17 protein-coding genes are annotated in these 15,287 nt (G+C 66.4%); 10 read left to right on the top strand and 7 right to left on the bottom strand.

The features are described 5' to 3' along the window. Positions 1-14: 14 nt before the first annotated feature. Genes AC07O0_RS27070 through AC07O0_RS27050 form a run of 5 tightly spaced genes read right to left on the bottom strand, consistent with a single transcriptional unit; the run spans position 15 to position 4,055 of the window. Positions 15-350 (bottom strand): hypothetical protein, encoded by a 336-nt coding sequence (locus tag AC07O0_RS27070; protein WP_494627443.1) that lies wholly within the window; start codon positions 348-350, stop codon positions 15-17. After that, a complete protein-coding gene (locus AC07O0_RS27065) occupies positions 350-1,234 on the bottom strand; it encodes a DUF6772 family protein (RefSeq protein WP_494627441.1) in 885 nt (294 codons plus the stop codon). Before AC07O0_RS27065 ends, AC07O0_RS27070 begins: the two co-directional genes overlap by 1 nt. A gap of 4 nt (positions 1,235-1,238) precedes the next feature. Continuing rightward, complete coding sequence (locus AC07O0_RS27060) at positions 1,239-2,066, bottom strand: carbohydrate ABC transporter permease (RefSeq protein ID WP_494627439.1); 828 nt, start codon at positions 2,064-2,066, stop codon at positions 1,239-1,241. After that, positions 2,059-2,931 carry a carbohydrate ABC transporter permease gene (locus AC07O0_RS27055; protein ID WP_494627437.1) on the bottom strand — a complete coding sequence of 291 codons (873 nt, stop codon included), beginning with the start codon at positions 2,929-2,931 and terminating at the stop codon, positions 2,059-2,061. Before AC07O0_RS27055 ends, AC07O0_RS27060 begins: the two co-directional genes overlap by 8 nt. Then, positions 2,931-4,055, bottom strand: a complete 1,125-nt coding sequence (locus AC07O0_RS27050) for a mandelate racemase/muconate lactonizing enzyme family protein (RefSeq protein WP_494627435.1) — start codon at positions 4,053-4,055, stop codon at positions 2,931-2,933. The genes AC07O0_RS27055 and AC07O0_RS27050 overlap by 1 nt, the downstream gene beginning before the upstream one ends. Positions 4,056-4,150: 95 nt before the next feature. On the opposite strand from AC07O0_RS27050, the gene AC07O0_RS27045 reads away from it, so the two are divergent. The 4 genes from AC07O0_RS27045 (at position 4,151) to AC07O0_RS27030 (ending at position 8,435) form a co-directional block, all read left to right on the top strand. Further along, the gene (locus AC07O0_RS27045) at positions 4,151-4,942 is read left to right on the top strand and encodes a FadR/GntR family transcriptional regulator (protein WP_494627433.1); all 792 of its coding nucleotides are present in this window, start codon (positions 4,151-4,153) and stop codon (positions 4,940-4,942) included. Next, entirely contained in the window at positions 4,914-6,215 is a 1,302-nt protein-coding gene (locus tag AC07O0_RS27040) for an ABC transporter substrate-binding protein (RefSeq protein WP_494627432.1), read from the top strand. The genes AC07O0_RS27045 and AC07O0_RS27040 overlap by 29 nt, the downstream gene beginning before the upstream one ends. A gap of 184 nt (positions 6,216-6,399) precedes the next feature. After that, a complete protein-coding gene (locus AC07O0_RS27035) occupies positions 6,400-7,683 on the top strand; it encodes an ABC transporter substrate-binding protein (RefSeq protein WP_494627431.1) in 1,284 nt (427 codons plus the stop codon). Further along, on the top strand, positions 7,683-8,435 hold the full coding sequence (locus AC07O0_RS27030) for an SDR family NAD(P)-dependent oxidoreductase (protein ID WP_494627429.1): 753 nt from the start codon (positions 7,683-7,685) through the stop codon (positions 8,433-8,435). The genes AC07O0_RS27035 and AC07O0_RS27030 overlap by 1 nt, the downstream gene beginning before the upstream one ends. A gap of 7 nt (positions 8,436-8,442) precedes the next feature. On the opposite strand, the gene AC07O0_RS27025 is transcribed toward AC07O0_RS27030, so the two are convergent. Next, positions 8,443-9,834, bottom strand: coding sequence for an ATP-binding protein (locus AC07O0_RS27025; protein WP_494627427.1), 1,392 nt, complete (start codon positions 9,832-9,834; stop codon positions 8,443-8,445). Next, positions 9,831-10,544: a response regulator gene (locus AC07O0_RS27020; RefSeq protein ID WP_494627425.1), complete on the bottom strand. Its 714-nt coding sequence runs from the start codon at positions 10,542-10,544 to the stop codon at positions 9,831-9,833. Before AC07O0_RS27020 ends, AC07O0_RS27025 begins: the two co-directional genes overlap by 4 nt. A 224-nt stretch (positions 10,545-10,768) precedes the next feature. Between AC07O0_RS27020 and AC07O0_RS27015 the strand changes: the two genes are divergently transcribed. From AC07O0_RS27015 to AC07O0_RS26990, 6 genes are read left to right on the top strand one after another with little or no spacing between them, the layout of a single operon-like run. Next, positions 10,769-10,984 (top strand): hypothetical protein, encoded by a 216-nt coding sequence (locus AC07O0_RS27015; RefSeq protein ID WP_494627424.1) that lies wholly within the window; start codon positions 10,769-10,771, stop codon positions 10,982-10,984. 53 nt (positions 10,985-11,037) lie between these two features. Beyond that, positions 11,038-12,501, top strand: a complete 1,464-nt coding sequence (locus tag AC07O0_RS27010; protein WP_494627422.1) for a TolC family protein — start codon at positions 11,038-11,040, stop codon at positions 12,499-12,501. A 21-nt stretch (positions 12,502-12,522) separates the two neighbouring features. Next, a complete protein-coding gene (locus AC07O0_RS27005; RefSeq protein WP_494627420.1) occupies positions 12,523-13,959 on the top strand; it encodes a multicopper oxidase family protein in 1,437 nt (478 codons plus the stop codon). 29 nt (positions 13,960-13,988) lie between these two features. Continuing rightward, complete coding sequence (locus AC07O0_RS27000; RefSeq protein ID WP_494627418.1) at positions 13,989-14,468, top strand: cupredoxin domain-containing protein; 480 nt, start codon at positions 13,989-13,991, stop codon at positions 14,466-14,468. A gap of 23 nt (positions 14,469-14,491) precedes the next feature. Further along, positions 14,492-14,770 (top strand): copper-binding protein, encoded by a 279-nt coding sequence (locus AC07O0_RS26995; RefSeq protein WP_494627416.1) that lies wholly within the window; start codon positions 14,492-14,494, stop codon positions 14,768-14,770. Then, positions 14,767-15,081, top strand: coding sequence for a hypothetical protein (locus tag AC07O0_RS26990; RefSeq protein WP_494627414.1), 315 nt, complete (start codon positions 14,767-14,769; stop codon positions 15,079-15,081). Before AC07O0_RS26995 ends, AC07O0_RS26990 begins: the two co-directional genes overlap by 4 nt. Positions 15,082-15,287 lie beyond the last annotated feature (206 nt).

The raw sequence follows: 15,287 nt of genomic DNA, 5'->3' as shown, positions 1-15,287 counted from the left end.
GATCGGTTCGCGCTTCAGGCCTTCAGATGCAGCGTCACCAATACGGTGATCTCAGCCCCGTCCGGCAGCGTCGCGGCGACGCGGACGAAGTTGCCGAAATGGGCGAGGCGCTGGAAGGTCACGGCGTCCTTGGCTGGCGGCAGCGGAAACTCCGAGCCTTCGGCGCACCAGTGCATGCCGTCGGCAGAGATCTCGATGCGGGCCTTGGGCAGCGCTCCCTTCGGCTGCTTGAGCGCACGCACGAACACGATCGCCTCCCTGGCCCAGCCGGCCTCGTAGGGCTCGCTCGCGCTTGTCCCGGTCCAGCTCTCGTTGCGGGCGACGACGGCGGTGAGGTTCTCGGGCAGCATCAGAACTCTCCCGACAGGCAGATGGAATCGAGATAGGCGAAGGCGCGCTTGTCGGTGTCGGTCTCGGCGAAAAAGGCGAGATTGAGCATGCACCAGAGGTTCTTCATCGCGGGGATGCGGATGCAGTCGAAGCCGTCCATGGAGAACACCCGATCGTTCACCTGAAACCGTGTCGCCTGCATCGCGGCGAGGTCGAAATCGAAGCGCAGATAGTGCCAGTTCACCTTGGTCGGGATCTCGTTGTAGCAGAGCCGCTGCTCGCCGCCGGGCAAGTCCTCCCAGTCGTCTGGTGCGAGGTGGTAGTGCGTGATCGTCTTGCCGGCCGTGCCGATCGGCTTGATCGGCGTCGTCCGGCGCTTGAACTGCCATCTCTGGATGTGCTTGCCGTCCTGCGCATTGAGGAAGCGCAGATGCGGCATCACCCGATCGCCAGGGCCCGAGGTGTCGCCGATTTGGAGATCATAGAGGAAGCCGAAGGAGCGGATATCGGTCTCCGAGAGCTGCAGATCGGTCGCTTCGGGCTTGAAGGTAAAATAGGCCTCGAGCCGGATAGGGCCCGGCTTGCGGAAGGTCAGGCGCTTGATCGCGACGTTTTGTGCTCCCTTCTTCGGCCGCGTCGCGATCTTCAGCGCATAAGAGCCGTCGACGCCGCCATGCGAGCCGAAATCCCAGTTCGGCAGGGTGGAGAGCATGGCGTGGCTGTGCTGGGCATAGCCCGGCAGCATCGCGTCCAACGTCTCCTCGTAATTGCCGACGAGCTGGGTCCAGCCGCACATGCCGCGGTCGAAATCGTCGAGGCAGATGATGCGCGGCAGCGGATCGAAGCGGCTGAGCTGCGGGTCGGCCTCGCGGATGGCGCGGCGCAGGTCGTCGAGTTGGGTCATGATCCTACCCCTTCACCGCGCCGGCGGTCAGGCCCGCGACGAGATGCTTCTGCATGAGGATGACGAAGGCGAGCACCGGCACGAGCTGCACGGTCGAGGCGGCGAAGAGCACGCCCCATTCGACGCCTTCGACGGCGCCGATCATCTCGGAGATCACCAGCGGCGCGGTCTTCGCCTTGGTCGTGGTGAAGATGAAGGCGAACAGGAACTCGTTCCAGGCGTAGACGATGACGAAGACCGAGACCGCGAGCATGCCCTGTGCCGCCATCGGCAGGATCACGCGCATGATGATCTGAAACTGCGAGGCGCCGTCCATCATCGCGGCCTCGTCGAGCTCACGCGGGATCTGGTCGATGAAGGTGCGCATCACCACCGTACCCAGCGAGACGAAGAAGGTGGCGTAGAGCACGATCAGCACGAAATGCGTGTCGTTGAGGCCGAGCCAGTTCACGACCGGAAACAGCGGCAGCGTGATCACGATCGGCGGGATCAAACGGATGAAGATCAGGAAGAAGGCCGAGGCCTGCAGGCCCTTCGAGGCGAAGCGCGAATAGGCGAAGCCGGCGAGCAGGGAGACGCCGACGGCGAGCACGGTCGCGCCGACGGTGACCAGGAAGCTGTTCCACAGGCCGAAGAAGAAATCGCCCCAGCGGCTCCACAGCGCCTGGTAATTGGCCAGAGTCGGCGCGAACGAGAAGGTGCCGGAGGTCGAAAAGATGTCGCGGTCGGCCTTGAAGGACGACATGGCGATCAGGCCGATCGGCACCAGCGACCAGGCGACGATCGCGGCGACGCCGACGAGCTTAAGGAGATAACGCAGGGGCTTAGGCACGCGCGAACATCTCCCGGTAGAGCCGGCGCAGATAGAACAGCGCGAGCAGGAGCGAGGCGAGCACGAGCAGCCAGCCGGTGGCCGCGGCCGGGCCGAAGGCGTTGTAGCGGAAGGCCTCGAGATAGAGATAGACCGCCATCACCTCGGTCGAGCGCGCCGGGCCGCCGCCGGTCATCAGCCAGACCTCGGAGAACAGGCGGAAGGCGAAGATGTAGCGGAACAGCGCCGCGATCAGCAGCGCCGGCATCAAGAGCGGCAGCGTCACCCGGCGGAACGAGGTCCAGGGCGAGGCGCCGTCGATCGCGGCAGCTTCGTAGAGGTCGCTCGGGATCGAGAGCCTCGCCGCATAGAGGATGATGAAGCTGAAGGGCAGGTGCAGCCAGATCGAGAGCAAGCTGACCATGGCGAGGCCATGGCTCGGGTTCACCGCCCATTCGATCGGCGGCAGGCCGAGCGACATCAGGAGCCGGCTCATCATCCCGACATCCGGCTCGAACAGAAAGCGCCACATCACCACCGCCGAGACTTCACTGACGGCATAAGGCGCCAGCACGATCGCCAGCAGCAGCGGCCGGAACGGTACGCCCGAGGCGAAGAAAAGCGCCATGCCGAGGCCGAGCAGGAGCTCGACATGCACGACCACGGCGACGACGATCACCGTGTTGACCAGTGCCTTCCAGAAATAGGCGTCGCCCAGCACCTTGGCGTAGTTGGCGAAGCCGACGAAGCTCGCCGTCTGGCCGAAGGAGGACTGATTGAGGCTGAGCCAGAAGACGTAGATCGCCGGCAGGAAGATGATGCCGCCGATCATCAGCTGCACCGGTGAGACCAGCGCGATGGCGGAGAGGGGCGTGCGGGCGCTCATCAGGCGATCCTGAAGCGCGCCAGCGCGTCGCGGTCGACCTCGATGCCGAGCCCCGGCCCCTGTGGCACGGAAAGCTTGCCGTCGATCAGCTGCGAGCCCTCGCCGACGATCGGATGGGTGAAGGCGTCGCGCAGCGGGTTCTGGTAGACCATGCACTCGAAGGTGCGGAAGGTCTCGGCCGCGGCGGCGAGCTGCAGGCTGGCGGCGACGCAGATCGCGCCGGACCAGCCGACATGCGGGGCGTAGGCCGTATTGAAGGTGGCCGCGAGCTCGCAAATGCGCCAGGTCTCGCTGATCCCGCCCGAGCGCGTCACGTCCGGCTGGATCAGCCCGAGCGAGCGATCTTGCAGCGAGATCAGTGCGTCCGAGGCGACGAAATCGCTTTCGCCGGCGGCGAGCCTGATCGGCAGATGCTGGGCAAGCCGGCGATAGCCCTCACGATCCTGCGGCGCTATCGGTTCCTCGAAGAAGCCATAACCGAGATCGGCCAGCGCCCGCCCGACGATCAGCGCATCGTCGACATCATAGGCCCAGTTCGCATCGACATAGAGCGCGATATCGTCGCCGGCGAGCTTGCGGATGAGTTTCGCGCGGGCGATCGCATCCCGGAGCGGATGGCCGAGCTTGACCTTGATCTCGCGGAAACCGGCCTTGAGCACGGCGGCGACCTCGGCCTCGACGGTCGCATCGTCGAGCCAGTTGATCGAGGAAGCATAGGCAGCGACTTCCGAGCGCCCCATGCCGGCGAGCAGTCTGTGGATCGGCTGGCCGGCCTGCTTTCCGGCGATATCCCAGAGCGCGATGTCGACCGCCGCGATCGCCTCGACGATCTGGCCGCCCGGGCGCCCGGACAGGGCGGCGCGCATCGTCTTCCACAGCGCGCGCCGATCGGCGGCATCGCGGCCGACCAGGCGCGGCACCAAAGCTTCCTCGATGAAGCGGGCATAGCCGGCGGCGCCGCGGCGGCAGAGTCCTTCGCCGAAGCCAACGATCCCATCCTCGGTCTCGACCTCGACCACGACGATCTCGATCGCCGGATAGTCGCCCTGCGATGTCCGCTGGACCTTGGGCAAGGCTGCTCGCAGCGGGTGCGCGATGACCTTTGAGATGCGGCTGGCCGACATGAAGCGGCGTCCTCCGGGCATTCAACTTATCTGATAGGTTGAACAGTTGCCAAGCTGAGCGGCATCTGTCAATGATCTCCGAACGGAGGTGATCGATGAGCGATGCCGCTTCATCCCTGCTCGGTGGCGACGATCCATTCGCCGGCGGCGATGTCGTGCCGATGCGGCTCGGCGACGCCGTGATCCAGCGCATCACCCAGGCGATCCAGGACGGAAGGCTGAAGCCCGGCGACGCCTTGCCGTCGGAATCGCGGATGGCTGCTTCGTTCGGCGTCAGCAAGCCGATCGCCCGCGAGGCGATCCGCCAGCTCGCCGCGATGGGCGTCGTGCATATCCAGCAGGGCAAGCCGACCCGCATTCAGGCGCTCGACGCCGCCCCGCTCGACCGCTTCTATCGTTTTGCCGTGCGCGGCCGCGCCAATGGCTTGACCGAGGCGGTCGAGCTTCGCCGCATCCTCGAGCCGCCGATCGCGGCCCATAGCGCCGCGCGCCGTTTGCCTGAGGATATCGAGAAGCTCGACCTGATCCTCGCCCGCATGGAGGATGCGCTCGGCCATGTGCCGCGCTGGATCGAGGCCGATCTCGACTTCCACGAGGCCATCGCTGCCTCTTCCGGCAACCGCCTGCTCGACTTCCAGATCAGGGGCCTGCGCCCGGTGATCCGCGAAGTCATGGAGATCTTCAATTCGCGCGAGAAGCGCACCAGGGACGACTGGCGCCGCACCTTCGAGCGGCATGTCCGCGTCGTCGAGGCGATCCGTGCCGGCGATCCGGCTGCGGCATCGGCCGCCATGAACAAGCATTTCGAAGCGGCTGAAGCCGCCATCGCGGAACTCGCGAACCATCGGGAGGACAGGCATGAGCACGGAGACGGGACTAAGCCGTAGGCAGTTCGGCGCCGGCATTCTCGGGCTGAGTTTCACGGCGCTTGGCGCCGGTGCTGCCCGCGCGCAGCAAGGCGGGCCATTCAATGTCTTCGCCCATCGCGTCATGCAGACGGTCTCGACCGGGGCGCAGGGCGGCGACATCACCAAGGACTGGGCCGCCAAGAATGGCGTCGCCGTCCAGTGGACCACCTTCGATACCGGCCCGTTGCAGGAGCGGCTGTTTCGCGAGGCGAGCCTCGGCGAGAGTTCGGTCGATGTCGGCTTCGTCCTCAACACCCAGGTCGTGCCGCGAGCCGCAAACCTGTTCGAAGCACTCGACGACTATCTCAAGCGCGATCCGCTCGAGGACCCCGCCGACATCTTTCCGGGGTTGATGCAGGGCATGACTGTCGGCGGCAAGCAGCTCGCCGTCCCGTTCCGGCATGCCTCCTCCGGCCTGCACTACAATGAGGAGATCCTGGCCGAGAAGGGCTTCTCCAAGCCGCCGGCGACGATCGAGGAGATGATCGAGATCGCCAGGGCTTGCAGCTATCGCCGCTCCGACGGCACGCAGGTCGTCGGCCTGTGCATGCCGGGCGTGACCTATCCCAACGTGATCGACCTCGCCCGTGCCTGGGATGGCGAGTTCATCACGCCCGACTTCAAATGCGCCGCCGATCAGCCGCCGATGCTGAACGCGATCAGGACCCTGCGCGAGCTCTTCCAGGCCAATGCCTTCCCGCGCAATTTCGCGACGCTCTCGCCCGAGGACGTCAATGTCTGGATGCAGCAGGGCCGCGCGGCGATGAGCCTGCAGAGCATGGGCCGCAACCGCATCTACAACGATCCGCAGAAGTCGAAATTCTCCGGCAAGATCAAGACGATCGCCGTACCGGCCTCGAAGACGCTGGCGGGGAAGTATGATGCCGCTCCCGCCAAGGTCGAGTTTTGGGGCATGGTCATCCCGAAGAACGCCAAGCGCAAGGATCTCGCCTGGAGCTTCATCAAGGCGATGGCCTCGAAGGAGGCGACCCTGAAGGCCGCGCTCAACGGCAACGGCCCGGTGCGCGCCTCGACCTATGCCGACCAGAGCTTCGCCGGCACAGTGCCCTATGCCGCTGAGGAACTGAAGGTGCTGAAGGTGGCGCGCGTGCCATTGCCGGCCTTCGACGAGGCGGCCCGTGCCGGCGACCTCTTCAAGGAGGAGGCAGAGGCCGCGGTGCTCGGCATGAAAACGCCGGAGGAGGCGATGGCCTCGCTGGTCAAGCGCGTGCAGCCGCTGCTGCCGGCTTGAGACATCCTCGTCTTTCCGGGGCGCTGCGCAGCAGCGAGCCCGGAATCCAGAAACGCCGGAGCGTCGAATGAAGGCGCTCGACCTATAGCATGTAGTCGATCTCGGCCTGTGGTTCTGGATTCCGGGCTCTTCGCTGCGCGAAGCCCCGGAAAGACGGCGCGGGCGATGGATCAGGAGAAGAGCCATGTCGAAGACCATTCTCTCTCGCCGCGCCTTTGGCTTGGGTGCTGCTGCCGCGTCTGCTTTGCCCGGCCGCTCATTCGCGCAGGCGAAAACCCTGACGGCGCTCGGCCACCGTGTCCATCAGACGGCGGCCACGACCGGGCCGGGTGGGGATGCCACCGAAGCCTTCCGCAAGGCGAGCGGGGCGAACCTGAACTGGGTCACCTTCGGCGACGTCAACGCCGTGCACGAGCGCCTGCTGCGCGAGGCGTCGCTGGCCGAGACCTCGATCGATGTCGCCTATCTCGTCAACGGCCGCGCCGTGCCGCGCAATCTCAAGCTGTTCGAGCCGCTCGACGCGCTGCTGAAGGATGCACCGATCGAGGCCTTCGACGATTTCGCGCCCGGGCTGATCGCGCCGCTCAAGCTCGACGGAGCCCTGCATGGCATCCCGGTTCGCCATGCCACCAACGCGATGATCTACAACGAGGCATTGCTTGAGGAACGCGGCATCAGCAAGCTGCCGGCGACTTTCGAGGAGCTGATAGAGGTCGCCCGCAAGCTCACCTTCAAGCGCGAGGACGGCACGCAGGTTCACGGCCTCGCCTTCACCGCCGTCTTCGCCTCGAATTTCCTGACCTTTTCGCGCTGCCTCGGCGGCGACTACATGACCGCCGACGGCAAGCTCACCGCCAACGAGCCGGCGATGGTCAAGGCGCTGACGATCCTCGCCGATCTCTACAAGGCTGGCGTGCTGCCGCGGAACTTCGCCACGGTGAACAATGAGGAGATCACTACCTGGATGCAGCAGGGCCGGGCGGCGATGACGATCAACCCCTTCGCACGCCTCGTTTCCTACAACGACCCGGCCAAGGGGAAGTATGGCGGTCGCTTCAAGTCGCTGCTGCCGCCGATGGCGGCCGATCTTTCTGGCAAGGTCGCCTTCGCGCCGACGGTCGAGTTCTGGTCGCTGATGATCCCGAAGAATGCCAAGCAGAAGCCGTTGAGCTGGGAATTGATCCGCGCGCTCTCCTCGAAGGCCGGCACCACGGCAATGGCGCTCAACGGCAACGGGCCGACGCGCATCTCGACCTATGCCGACGGCAAGCTGAAGGCAGCGATGCCCTATGCAGCAGACGAAGCCGCGGCGCTGAAAGCCTCGCGCATCCACCTGCCGGCCTTCGACGAGCAGGCCCGCGCCCACGACATCTTCATCGAGGAAACTCAAGGAGCCGTGCTCGGCCGCAAGGCACCGCAGCAGGCGATGGACGATGCCGTCGCCCGCGTGAAGCCGCTGCTCGGCTGATGACAGGCATTCTGGCTGGACGGACCGCCCTCGTCACCGGCGCGGCACGCGGGATCGGGCTCGCGATCGCAACACGGCTTGCTGAGGCCGGTGCGCATGCAGTCATTCATGATCGGGACGCAGCCACCGCCACCGCGGCAGCCGCCGATCTGCAAGCGAGGGACCTCGCGGCAACGCCTTTGATCGCCGATCTCATGGAGGCCGCGGCCCCTTCCGCCATGGCGGCTGAGCTCACGGCGGGCGGAGCCGAACCCGACATCCTCGTGCTCTGCGCCTCCGTCGAAACCTTGGAAACCTGGGATGCGGTCTCGGAGGCTGCGATGGCCACGCAGTCCGAGATCAACCTTCATGCCACGCTGCGGCTGCTGCAGGCCTTCCTGCCGGGCATGCTTGACCGTGGCTTCGGCCGGGTCATCGCTATCGGCAGCGTGCAGGAGGCGCGGCCCAATCCGACGCATTTCTATTACGCCGCCACCAAGGCTGCGCAGACCAACATGATCCTCAATCTGGCGCGGAACCTGCGGGCGCCTGACGTCACCTGCAACATCATCCAGCCCGGCGCGATTCTGACGGACCGCAACCGCGCCGTCCTGACTCAGCCCGGTCGGGAGGAACAGGCGCTGGCGCGCATTCCGCTCGGCCGGCTCGGCCGGGCAGATGATTGCGCCGGGATCACACTGCTGCTCTGCTCGCCGGAGGGAAGCTACATCAACGGCGCTGAGATCGCCGTCGACGGCGGTATGCGGCTCTAAGCTGAGGTCAAGCCGCGGGAGCCTCGTCGCGCCCGGATGCGGAAAGCTTCGGCAGCGACAGCGTGACGCGCAGGCCGCCCTCGGGCCGGTTCTCCAGCACGATGGCTCCGTCATGCGAGCGGGCGATGGCGAGCGCGATCGTCAGTCCCAGCCCCGAGCCGCCGGTCTGGCGGCCGCGCGATTCCTCCAGCCGCACGAAGGGGTGAAACACCCGCTCGCGATCGGCCACGGCAATGCCCGGCCCTTCGTCCTCGACGAGGACGGCGAAGCTGTCGCCCGTCTCAGTGATGGTGACCGTAGCCGCCTGACCGTATTTCACGGCATTGCCGATGATATTGGACGCAGCGCGCTTCAGCGAGAGGACCCTGCCCTGGACCGGGGCGGAGTTCAGCCCGACCAGCGAGACAGGGTGGCCCTGGTCGACATGCTCGTCGACGATCGTCTCGATCACCGAGGCGAGATCGACCGGGCGCAGCGGCTCGCTGGAGATCCCGCCGCGCAGATAGTCCAGCGTCGAGTCGATCATCGCCTCCATCTCGCCGAGATCGGCGTCGATCAGGGTGCGGGTTGCGTCGTCCTCCAGGAATTCGGAACGGAGCCTGAGGCGCGTGATCGGCGTGCGCAAATCATGCGAGACCGCGGCCATCGCCTGCATCCGCTCGGCGACGAGATGCCGGATGCGCTCCCGCATCGTGTTGAAGGCGCGCGCGGCGCGGCGCACCTCGACCGGCCCGGTTTCGGGAAGGGGCTGCGGGGCCTGGTCGAGGCTGAAGCGCTCGGCCGCCTCAGCGAGATCGCGCAAAGGCCGCGTCGCCCAGCGCAGCAGCAACAGCGCAACGACGACGATGGCGACGGCGAAACAGATCATGATCGCGGTCAGGCCCCAGTCGAGATGCTGGGACGCGCCGAGCGCCGATGAGGAAAAGTTGACCCAGGAGCCGTCGTCGAGCCGGACCGAGATCAGCATCATGTGCTTGTAGGCATTGGCTTCGCCGGCACCGAGGGCACCGTCATCGGCGAAGCCGACCCGGAAGGATTCCGCCGCCAGTTCCGGTGCGAGTTCCTTGAGGCGGGCCTCCATCGCCTGGGTCCGCTCGGTCATCGGAGCGGTGCCGAGGACGAGACTGACTTTGCTCCAGTGCACTTCGAGGCTGGCGCTCGACAGGTCGTGCGCGACGCGGTCGCGCTCCGGCGCCTGCGGCAGGCTGGCGATCGCCCGCTTGATCGAGACGATGCGTTCGGCGAGGCCACGGTCCTGGCCCGCGGTGGCGAGGTTTGCGACGCCGACGCGATAGGCCCAGTAGCCGAGCAGGTGGAAGGCGAGCAGCGCCGCGACCAGGATCAGGATGGCGCGGCTGGCGACCGTATCGGGCCAGAGCCGCTTGGCCGGAGACGTCAAGCGGGCATTCCTTGCTGATGGTCGACCTGTGAGGCGAACAGGTAGCCGGCGCCGCGGACTGTCTTGATCAATTGACCGCCGCGGGCGTCGGCTTCGAGCTTGCGGCGCAGGCGGCTGATCTGGACGTCGATCGTGCGGTCGAACGGATCGTCGCTCGTTCGCGTTTTGGCGAACTGCATCAGCGCCTCCCGTGACAGGACCCGGTTGGCGTGCTCGACGAAAGCGACGAGCAGGTCGAACTCGCCGGTCGATAGATCGATCAGCGTCCCGGATGGCGATTGCAGCTCGCGCCGCCGCAGATCCATGCGCCAGCCGTCGAAGCTCACGATCGCGCTCGCCTGCGCGGCAGCCGCTCCCTGCCCTGCTCTTGCACGCCGTAGCACCGCCCGGATCCTCGCCAGCAATTCGCGCGGGCTGAACGGCTTGGTGACGTAGTCGTCCGCCCCGCCTTCCAGGCCGATGATGCGGTCGGTCTCCTCCGTCCGCGCCGTCAGCATCACGATAGGCACCTGCGAATTTGCGCGCACGTCGCGGCAGAGATCGACGCCGGAGCGGCCGGGCAGCATCAGGTCGAGGACGATCAGGTCGATGCCGCTGTGCGCCAGCGCCTCCAGCATGGCGCGCCCATCCGGCGCGCCGGTGACCTGGTAGCCGTGCCGCTGCAGGAAGCGCGCGACGAGCAGCCTGATCTGCGGATCGTCGTCGACCACCAGGATATGGCCGTGATCGTCGACGGTCGTCGCAACGGGGACCGTCTCTGTCTGTAGTTCGGTTGGAATGTCCGTGCTCCCGCGAGCGGGCTCCTGCCATCTCATCGCCTGTACAATAGCGCGCTCGCGGTCCGGCCGCCCCCACGGCTTTGAAACAATTTGTAACGGACGCCCGCGAAAGCCCGCTGCTACCCCTGTCGCATCGAAACAGGGGATGCCGAATCGTGATGTTCGTGAAGGTGCCGTTGCTGATGGCGGTCGGTCTCGCGCTCGGCGCCTGCGCCGCCACGGTCCCAGACCATCTGGCGCGGCCGGCCGATCCGAACGTCCGCGTTCCCGCCGTCGGCTATCGCAGCGTGACGGCCGGCGCCGCCAGCTTCCGCCCGGCCGAGCCCAAGGACTGGCGCGAACTCAACCGCCGGGTCGGGCCGAAATCATGACGCTGCCAGTCCAACCGACCGCCTTGTCCACCCCATCGCTCAAAGGGCCGACTTTGACCGCTCCGACCAAGCCGAACGCCCGCCGCCTGCTGCGCTGGGGCCTGCTCGCCGGGACGACGGCGCTGCTCGGCGGCTGCGCCGGCTTCTCGCCCGATGGCGGCATGGCGCCGATCCAGGCTGCCGCCTATGCCGAGATCGGCAAGGATGTCGTCAAGATCGGCGACGACAACGTCGCGCTGACCGCCAAGGCGCGGGTCGACCAGTTGCTGCGCAAGCCGCTGACCGCCGACAGTGCCGTGCAGGTCGCGCTGCTCAGCAATCGCGGGCTGCAAGCCGCCTTCAACGAGCTCGGCATCGCCGAGGCGCAGATGGTCGCCGCCAGCCTGCCACCCAATCCGCGTTTCGGCATCTCCAAGCTCTCCGGCCGCTTCGAGATCGAGGTCGAGCGCCAGATCGTCGGCAGCCTGCTCGCGCTGATCACCTTGCCGGCCAGGGCCGAGATCGCCGGCGACCGCTTCAAGACCGCGCAGTTGCGGGCGGTCGAGGCGGTGCTGCGGCTCGCCGCCGACGCGCGCCGCCAATATTACCGCGCCGTCGCCGCCAATGCGCAGGTCTCCTTCTACCAGGAGGCCAAGGCCTCCGCCGACGCGGCCTCCGAGCTGTTCAAGCGGCTCGGCGAATCCGGTGGCGTCAACAAGATCGACCAGGCCCGCGAATTCGCCTTCGAGGCCGAGTTGACGGTGCAGCTCGCCCAGGCGCGCCAGCAGCAGCGCCAGGAGCGCGAGCGCCTCGTCCGCCAACTCGGGCTCTGGGGCGACGACCTGAAGTTCCGGCTCGGCAGCCTGCCGCCACTGCCGCGGCTGCAATCGGTGAAGGCGATCGAGGCCGAGGCGCTGCGCAAGCGCGTCGACATCCAGATCGCGCGGGCCGAGCTCGACACGCTGGCGAAGTCGCTCGGCCTCGCCAATGCGACGCGCTTCGTGGACGATATCGACCTGCTCGGGCGCCGCACCTATGACCGCGGTCGCAGCATCAACGATCACGGCCATGTCGAGCGCGAATCCAGCCGCAGCAAGACGCTGGAGCTGGAGATCGACATCCCGATCTATGATTTCGGCCAGTCCAAGGTCGCGCTCGCCGAGCAGACCTACATGCAGGCCGCCAACAGGCTGGCGGAGAAGGCGGTCAACGCCCGCTCCGAAGCGCGCGAGGCCTATACCGCCTACCGCGCCAATTACGACATCACCCGGCAGTACCAGAACAACGTCCTGCCGCTGCGCAGGATCATCCAGGAGCAGTCGCTGCTGCAGTACAGCGGCATGCTCAACGACGTCACCGACCTGATCACCGACGCCCGCAACCGCATCCTCTCGAACGTCGCGGCGATCAATGCCCGGCGCGATTTCTGGATCGCCCATACCGATTTCAAGCACGCGCTGATCGGCGGCGGCAGCGGAGGCGGCGGCTCGGCCACGGTGGCGGCGGCAAGCGGCGGCGATGCCGGCGGCGGACACTGAGCGGGCGGAAGGAGCGAAACAATGACCACGCTATCGCGCAGAGACTTCATCGGCACCTCAGGCCTCGTCGTCGCGGCGGCCGGCGCCGTCTCCGGACGCACGGCCTTCGCCGCCGTGCCCGAAGCGCCGACCATGACGGAAGCGACGACGCAGGCGCCGCTGGTGCCGATGACGGGGCCGGATTACCAGCCGGTCGCGACCCTCAACGGCTGGACCTTGCCCTGGCGGATGAACGGCGACTGGAAGGAGTTCCATCTCGTCGCCGAGCCGGTGGTGCGCGAATTCGCGCCCGGCATGAAGGGCTATCTCTGGGGCTATAACGGCCAGTCGCCGGGCCCGACCATCGAGGCGGTCGAGGGCGACAAGGTCCGCATCTACGTCACCAACAAGCTGCCGGAGAGCACGGCGGTGCACTGGCACGGCCAGCGCCTGCCCAACGGCATGGACGGCGTCGGCGGGCTGAACCAGCCGCATATCCCGCCCGGCAAGACCTTCGTCTACGAGTTCCAGCTGCGGCGCTCGGGCACCTACATGTACCACCCGCATTCGGACGAGATGGTCCAGATGGCGATGGGCATGATGGGCTTCTTCGTCGTCCATCCGAAGGACCCGGCCTTCCGCCGCGTCGACCGCGACTTCGTCTTCCTGCTCAACGCCTTCGACATCGAGCCCGGCTCCTATGTGCCGCGGGTCGCCGAGATGACCGAGTTCAACATGTGGTGCTGGAACAGCCGCGTGTTCCCGGGCATCGACCCGCTCGTCGTCGGCAAGAACGACAAGGTCCGGATCCGCTTCGGCAACCTGACCATGACCAACCACCCGATCCACATGCACGGCTACGAGTTCAAGGTCTCGTGCACCGATGGCGGCTGGGTCGATCCGGCGGCGGCCTGGGACGAGGTCTCGATCGACTGCGCCGTCGGCCAGATGCGCGCCTTCGACTTCGTCGCCGACGAGCCCGGCGACTGGGCGATCCACTGCCACAAATCGCACCACACCATGAATGCGATGGGGCATTCGGTGAAGAACTATATCGGCGTGAGCAAGAAGGACCTGGCCAAGCGCATCGCCAAGATCGCGCCGGGCTACATGCCGATGGGCTCGAACGGCATGGGCGAGATGGGCTCGATGGAGATGCCGCTCCCCGACAACACCTTGCCGATGATGACGGGCTTTGCCCAGTTCGGCCCGGTCGAGATGGGCGGCATGTTCTCGGTGGTGAAGGTCCGCGAGGGGCTCGCCAGGAACGACTACAAGGACCCCGGCTGGTTCAAGCATCCGGAAGGCACCGTCGCCTTCGAATACAAGGGCCAGAAACTCGCCGAGGCGCCGCGCCGCACCTCGCCCGATCGCGGGGTCGAGCCCACGGAGTGGCGGGTCAAGGACCCGCGCAAGCCGAGCCTCGGGCCGGACGGCAAGCCGCGGCCGGCGGCGAAGAACCCGCATTCCAATCACTGAAGACGCCAACCTTCCAGCAGGAGAGCCTCATGACGACAGCATTCAAGCTCGCCGCAATCGCGGTCCTGTTCTCCGTCGGCTCAGCCCTGGCAGGGCCTGGCGGAGCCGGGCACGGCCATGGCGACGAGACCGCTTATGGCAAGCCCGGCGATCCCAAGAAGCCGGCTCGCATCGTGCAGGTCGCGATGGCGGAGAAGGACGGCAAGATGTCCTTCATCCCCGACCGGATCGAGGTGCGCCGCGGCGAGCAGATCCGCTTCCAGCTGCGCAACAATGGCGAGCTCGACCATGAGCTCGTCCTGGCGACGCTCGAGGAGAACCTCAAGCACGCGATCGAGATGCAGAAGAACCCTGACATGGAGCATGACGATCCGAACGCCAAGCGGCTTCAGCCGAAGAAGACCGGCGAGATCGTCTGGGCCTTCACCAAGGTCGGCGAGTTCGACTTCTCCTGCCTGATCGCCGGTCACCGCGAAGCCGGCATGACCGGCAAGATCATCGTCAAGTAAGCCTGAACGAAAGGAGCACCCCCATGCTCAGGACGACAGCCACCCTCGCTCTGCTTCTTCTCGCTTTGCCGGCCGCGGCGCAGTCGGTCAGCGGCACCGTCACCAAGGTCGATGAGCCCCAGGGCAAGCTCACCATCAATCACGGCGCGATCAAGAACCTCGACATGGACGCCATGACCATGGTGTTCCGCGCCGGCGATCCGGCCATGCTGAAAGGGCTGAAGACCGGCGACAAGATCAAGTTCGACGCCGACCGGGTCAACGGCCAGATCACCGTCACCAAGCTTCAGAAGGCGAAGTGACCCGCCATCGCGAGGATGGACCGCGCCGATCCATCCCCCTGCGCCGGGGCGGCGCCCCAGCCTTGGCTCTCTTTGGCGGCCTGTCCGCTGCTCTTGCCTCCGACGGTGACCTGCAGCGCATCCTGCTCGAGCACGCTTGCGTCAAGCCGAAGGTCGAGACTGTGTTGAGGCGCGATACCCACGTTGTCTACCGCGCCAATTGCTTGGGCACGTCGCACAAGGTGCTGGATATCACCTGTGCCGGATCCCACTGCACGGTGAGCAGCCGGCTCGCGGAGCCGGAAGAACAGGTTCCAGCAGACGCCCGATAGCAGGAATGGTCGCGTCTCGCTGCCGGCTGGCGTGGCGTTTTCGCTCTGTCGGCGCCGCCCGGTCACAGCGCCAGCCTGCTGTTCCCACCGCATATGTCAGGCGGTTGTGGCGCATATTATTGCGTTTGAGCTCTGAAAATCAGCGTGCTGGTTGGCTGACAATGCTGTCGTGGTGGTTATTGTGGAGTGGTTTTTGGTGAGCGCTC

Source organism: Allobosea sp. GW821-FHT10B12 (assembly GCF_059415545.1).
Note: the sequence above shows the minus strand (reverse complement) of the source record. Positions and strands in the feature narration are given on the sequence as shown.